A 4,993-nucleotide genomic window follows, 5' to 3' on the forward strand; every position below is an offset into this window, starting at 1 on the left:
CACCAGTATGGCCCGGCAACTGATGAGCATGGAGGGCTTCGTCTTTGTCTATCTCTTCGCCTTCATGATCGGGTTCGCCACCACCATGGCCGAACCCGCGTTGATCGCAATCGGACACCAGGCGGAACAGGCCGCGGCCGGTACCATAAACGGCAATGCCATCAGGATTATCGTGGCGGTCGGGGTCGCTGTCGGGATCACCCTCGGCGTCCACCGGATCATCAGTGGCGACTCCATTCACCATTACATCATTGGCGGCTATATTCTGGTCATCATCCTGACCGCGCTGGCCCCGAGATACATCATCCCGCTGGCGTACGATCTTGGCGGGGTTACCACCTCCGAGGTTACCGTACCTCTGGTAACCGCACTGGGTATTGGTCTGGCCAGCAGCATTGAAGGCCGTAACGTGCTGATCGACGGGTTCGGCCTGATTGCCTTCGCCTCCATCTTTCCGATCGTGACGGTGATGGGCTACGCCATCATTGTTGAAATGCTTGCCAAGCAGAGGAAAACAGACTCATGAAATTTTCGGTTCTGGTAGCAATTGTTCCAGAGGATCAGGAACAGGACTGCGTTAATGCCGCGAGGGACCTTGGCGCCGGTGGTATCACGGTGATTCCCGGCCGCGGCATCAGCAACACCGCGAAAAAAACCTTCTTCGGCCTGACCTACGACGGCAGCCAAAGCGTTCTGCTGATGGTGCTGGAGAAGGGCCTCTCGCTCGATATTCTGAAGGTTATCCAGAAGATACTCATGCCCGACCATAACGATTCCAGGGGACTGGTGTTCACACTTCCCCTGGAACACCTGGGCGGGATCGACATGTCCCAGGTCGCAAAATTCGAACAACATCTGAAAGATTCACTGTAACCGGAGAACAGCCATGAAACTGGTCAAAGATGTGATGGTGCGGGATGTAATGACCATCTCTCCGTTTGCCAGCATCCGTGAGGCGCTGTCACAGATGAAACAGCACTCTGTGAAATCGCTGGTGGTGGAGAAAACGAGCGAGCACGATGCCTGGGGTCTGATCACCTATACCAACGTGCTGAAAACGGTTATTGCCGAAGACGGCGACATCGACCTTCTGAACGTTTACGACGCCTGCGCCAAGCCTGTCATCAGCGTTGGCGAGAATCTGAACGTCCGACACGCTGCCAGCCTGATGAGCAAATACCGGGTAAAGCGCCTTCTGGTGCTGGCCGACAATGATCTCAAAGGCTTTGTGGTCATGGACGACATCATGGCGGCCCTGCTCGACAGCATCGACTGACCGGCATTCAGGTCATGCAAAGCACCACCAACCGGTCACCCGGCTGTAACTCAAGGTAGTCCTTGCGGGGCGGGTTCAGCTGCAGGTGGCGCCCGCTTTCATTGGCACGGTGCCGAAATATCCCGAGTGCCAGTTCACCTTCGGCCGCCACCGTTTTTTCCAGCACCTGAAACGTCGCACTGGCGGGCAAAGGGTAATCCGCCGGATCCCGGAACTGGATCTCGGCACCGCCAACGGTGAACAGTTCATCCAGCACGATGCGAAGCTCGCGCCGCAACGCCACCTGCGCCAGAACATGACTGAGAATCATGGGGCTGATCATCATCTCGCTCTGATGCCCATCCAGCAGGTGCCGGTTGTCGGGGTCGCTCAACTCCATGATCAGTTGAGGCCTCCGGGCAAAATCGGCCAGGATGTCCTCAAGCTGCAGGTACCCCACCATCGCCCGGGCATCGGCCTCTTCACCAGAAGCCAGCCGGTCACTGCTCAGCAGGATCACGGTATCGTAGCCCGCCGGCCCTATCCGGCGGAGCTCCCCCTCCACCATGTAGTCCGCCTCGATATGCCGACAGGTCAGGCGGCCCGAATTGTCGACATAGCGTGCAATGGCCTGTTCCCGTTCGGCTTTGGGAACCACGGAGACCAGATCCACCTCAAAATGACGGTGGCCATAGCTGAGGAACTCCGCGATCAGGCTGGGCACGCGTCGGTTCCAGCCTAAGACCAGAACCCGGTGATTCATCTGGTCCACGGGCCGCTCAACCCGCACCGCCTGCCCTCTCACCAAGGCAGGCAAGGGCGCCTTTTTGGGATTCGGCTCGGTCTCGGAGTAATCCCGGGCCATGATGACCACCCGATCAGCCGATGCAATGGGTGAGTCTGAGGGCGCCAGCAACTGGACGTCCCATCCTGAACCGCTGGGTTTCAACAGCCCCAGCACGATGACTTCGGGCCGGGCGGCCGCCAGCTCGCCCAGCGTCATGCCTGCCAGCGACTCGCCTCCGCGGATATAGATCTCGTTACCCTCACCGGCTGTCAGCAGCTCGTTGAACACTTCAGACAGGCCAGGATGAAGGATGTTCTGCACCATCAGGCGACTGATGGTGGCATCGCCTGCCACGACCTCCACGGCCCCGGGGTAGGCCCGCTCTATCACCGGGAGTTTGCGGACGTCCTGGATCTCGGCCACCACAAACGGCAACGAGGACTGAAAATGCCTTGCCTGCGCGGCTATGGACAGCAGCGCCTTGACCGTCTCCACGTCCGATGTGACCAGGCTGCCAGCTTCGTGGGCCGCGCTGGGCACGATAACCGCCGCTGCATCCAGGCAAGCCACCCGGTGCAGGGCATCCGGCTGGATTGCGGATCCCGATCGCAGGATGATCTGGCGGGCCCGGCGCCCGATACCAGGCTCGGTGCGCAACTCATGAACCTGGGCTGCAGACGCCTCCTCAGACAACACCACGAGGTTGAGCTTCTGGGCATCGTGCTTTTCCAGAAAACGGCGCACCCGGCCACTGGAGCCCAACAGCTCGGAGAGCAACGGGAGGGTCTGGCTGGTCCAGCCCAGCACCACCACATGATTCTTCAGCGTAACCGGCGTAAGGCCTCTCTCAAGATCCGCCATTTTAGCGATCAACCACCGTGTCAGGATCGCCACCAGAGTGCCCATGAACACCACATAGCCGCTAATAGTCAGCAGGGTCGAAACAAAGCGCTGCCAGGTGCCAACGTCGTCACCCAGGTAACCTGGATCGGTCAACCGAAGAAACGCCCACCAGATTGCAGAGCCCGGATCTTCGAAGTCGCCGCCCTGGGGAACCACAAGCAGGCCACCGATTAACGAGATCAGGCCAATGAAGACACCGACCACGAGAAGCTGAAATCCCGCGCCTTTGACGAGCTGGCGTTCCAGTATGAATTTGACTCGGTCGATCAGCCGGAAAGGCAGCATGGCAGTCCTCTTGAAGAGAGTATTTTCGTCGCGTCAGGGTAGACCATCCGGAAACGGATGGAATCAGGTTTTTATCCGGAAGCCCGATCAGTTTCAGACGCAGGGCAACTGATCAGACGCAAAGCTTCGTCCAGGGAGGAAGTATAGCGGCTAACGCCAGCTATCGGCGCAACCCCGGCACGAGCGAGGGTGCGCAAAGGCTGGAACTGAAGATCGGCAATCACAATCTGTGTACCGTCCCGTTCACAGGTAGCAATAAGCTTGTTCAAAGCGGACAGCCCGCCGGCATCGAGAATCGTCACGCCGTCCATGTACAGAATGAATCCGCGGGCGTTCCGGGCGAGCACTGCCAGTTCCCCGAAAATCCGGTCCGCAGCGGCAAAAAACAGGGGGCCGTTTATCTTGAACACCTGCCAGCCATCGGGCAGCCGGGATTCTGCAATCCGTTTGCTCTGGGTGATATCTGTAACCCGGGTCATCTGGGCCATTTCCCGCATGAACAGGACCGCCGCCAACAGGACGCCGGTGGTGATGGCAATGACCATGTCGAGCAATACCGTCAGTGAAAAGCAGGTGAGAAAAACCAGGATGTCGCTGCGCGGCGCGGTTTTCAGAAGATGCAGGGACTTGGGGGCCTCACTCATATTCCAGGCCACCATCACCAGCAGGGCGGCCATGGCCGGCATGGGAAGATACGCCAGCAGGCCCGCCAGCGAAACCAGCGCCAGCAGAACGACCAGCGAATGCACCATTGCGGAGACCGGCGACTCGGCGCCGGCCCGGTAGTTGGCCGCCGAGCGGGCGATGGCGGCCGTGGCGGTAATGCCGCCGAAAAACGGCGTGATGATGTTGCCAAGGCCCTGCCCCATGAGCTCGCTGTTGGCGCTGTGGCGTTTGCCAGTCATGCCATCAAGCACCACGGCGCACAGGAGAGACTCGATGGCCCCAAGCATGGCAATGGCAAAAGCTGCCGGCAGCAGATCCCGGACCAGCGACCATGACAGCCCGACGGGCTCGCCCGATGCCCCTGCCTGCTGCCACGGCCAGGCGAATTCCGGCAAGAACGGCGGAATACCCGCTCCCTCGGTGCCGTCCGGCAGGAGATAACTGAACCTTGAACCAATGGTATCGATAGCAGCACCCTGGGCATTCAACCAGAGCGTAAGCAGGCTTCCGATCACCACCGCTGGCAGATGCGGGGGCACCGGGGTTTTCAGGCGTGGCCAGAGCAACATGCAGGCAAGGGTGACACCGGCCACCAGGGTACTCATACCATCAAATTCCGGCAGCGCACCGGTCAGCAGGGCCAGCTTGTCCCAATAATGCTCGGGCATATCGCCAACCTGAAGGCCCAGAAAATCCCGGATCTGCAGGGTGGCAATCACCACGGCGATCCCCCCGGTAAACCCGAGGGTTACCGATTCTGGAATGTATTCGATAAAACGACCCAGTCGCATCAGAGCCATCAGAATCAGCAAAACGCCCGACATCAAGGTGGCCAAAAGCAGACCGCCCAGCCCATAGCTCTGGGCGATGGGGTACAGAATGACAACGAAAGCAGCGGTGGGGCCGGAGATGCTGAACCGGCTGCCACCGGTCAATGCGATCACAAACCCGGCAATAATGGCGGTGTAGAGGCCGTACTGGGGTGCAACACCACTGGCGATCGCCAATGCCATGGCCAGGGGTATGGCAATAATGCCCACCGTCAAACCCGCCATCACATCGCGCAGGAAACGGCGGCCCCGGTAGGGCTCATCAAT

At 59.6% G+C, this 4,993-nt stretch carries 5 protein-coding genes; 3 read left to right on the forward strand and 2 right to left on the reverse strand.

Annotation, left to right across the window (positions count from 1 at the left end; genetic code table 11):
* From B2W52_RS01360 to B2W52_RS01370, 3 genes are all read left to right on the forward strand, one after another.
* Positions 1-526: DUF1538 domain-containing protein (locus B2W52_RS01360; RefSeq protein WP_286801041.1), on the forward strand; the 526-nt coding region annotated here is incomplete at its 5' end.
* Positions 523-873, forward strand: a complete 351-nt coding sequence (locus tag B2W52_RS01365) for a hypothetical protein (protein ID WP_014578443.1) — start codon at positions 523-525, stop codon at positions 871-873. The genes B2W52_RS01360 and B2W52_RS01365, both read left to right, overlap by 4 nt.
* Before the next feature lie 13 nt (positions 874-886).
* A complete protein-coding gene (locus B2W52_RS01370) occupies positions 887-1,276 on the forward strand; it encodes a CBS domain-containing protein (protein ID WP_014578444.1) in 390 nt (129 codons plus the stop codon).
* Positions 1,277-1,283: 7 nt separating this feature from the next.
* Here the strand turns inward: B2W52_RS01370 and B2W52_RS01375 are convergent, their stop codons facing one another.
* Complete coding sequence (locus B2W52_RS01375; RefSeq protein WP_104270827.1) at positions 1,284-3,230, reverse strand: CASTOR/POLLUX-related putative ion channel; 1,947 nt, start codon at positions 3,228-3,230, stop codon at positions 1,284-1,286.
* A gap of 71 nt (positions 3,231-3,301) precedes the next feature.
* A partial coding sequence (gene dauA, locus B2W52_RS01380) for a C4-dicarboxylic acid transporter DauA (RefSeq protein WP_286801042.1) occupies positions 3,302-4,993 on the reverse strand: 1,692 nt, incomplete at its 5' end.

This window comes from Marinobacter sp. UBA2498 (genome assembly GCF_002341575.1).
Classification (GTDB): Bacteria; Pseudomonadota; Gammaproteobacteria; order Pseudomonadales; family Oleiphilaceae; genus Marinobacter; species Marinobacter manganoxydans.

What these genes read in the sequence shown, in the direction of transcription:
- B2W52_RS01375 (WP_104270827.1), bottom strand. Translation starts at nt 3,230, where the DNA reads ATGCTGCCTTTCCGGCTGATCGACCGAGTCAAATTCATACTGGAACGC.
- B2W52_RS01365 (WP_014578443.1), top strand. Translation starts at nt 523, where the DNA reads ATGAAATTTTCGGTTCTGGTAGCAATTGTTCCAGAGGATCAGGAACAG.
- B2W52_RS01370 (WP_014578444.1), top strand. Translation starts at nt 887, where the DNA reads ATGAAACTGGTCAAAGATGTGATGGTGCGGGATGTAATGACCATCTCT.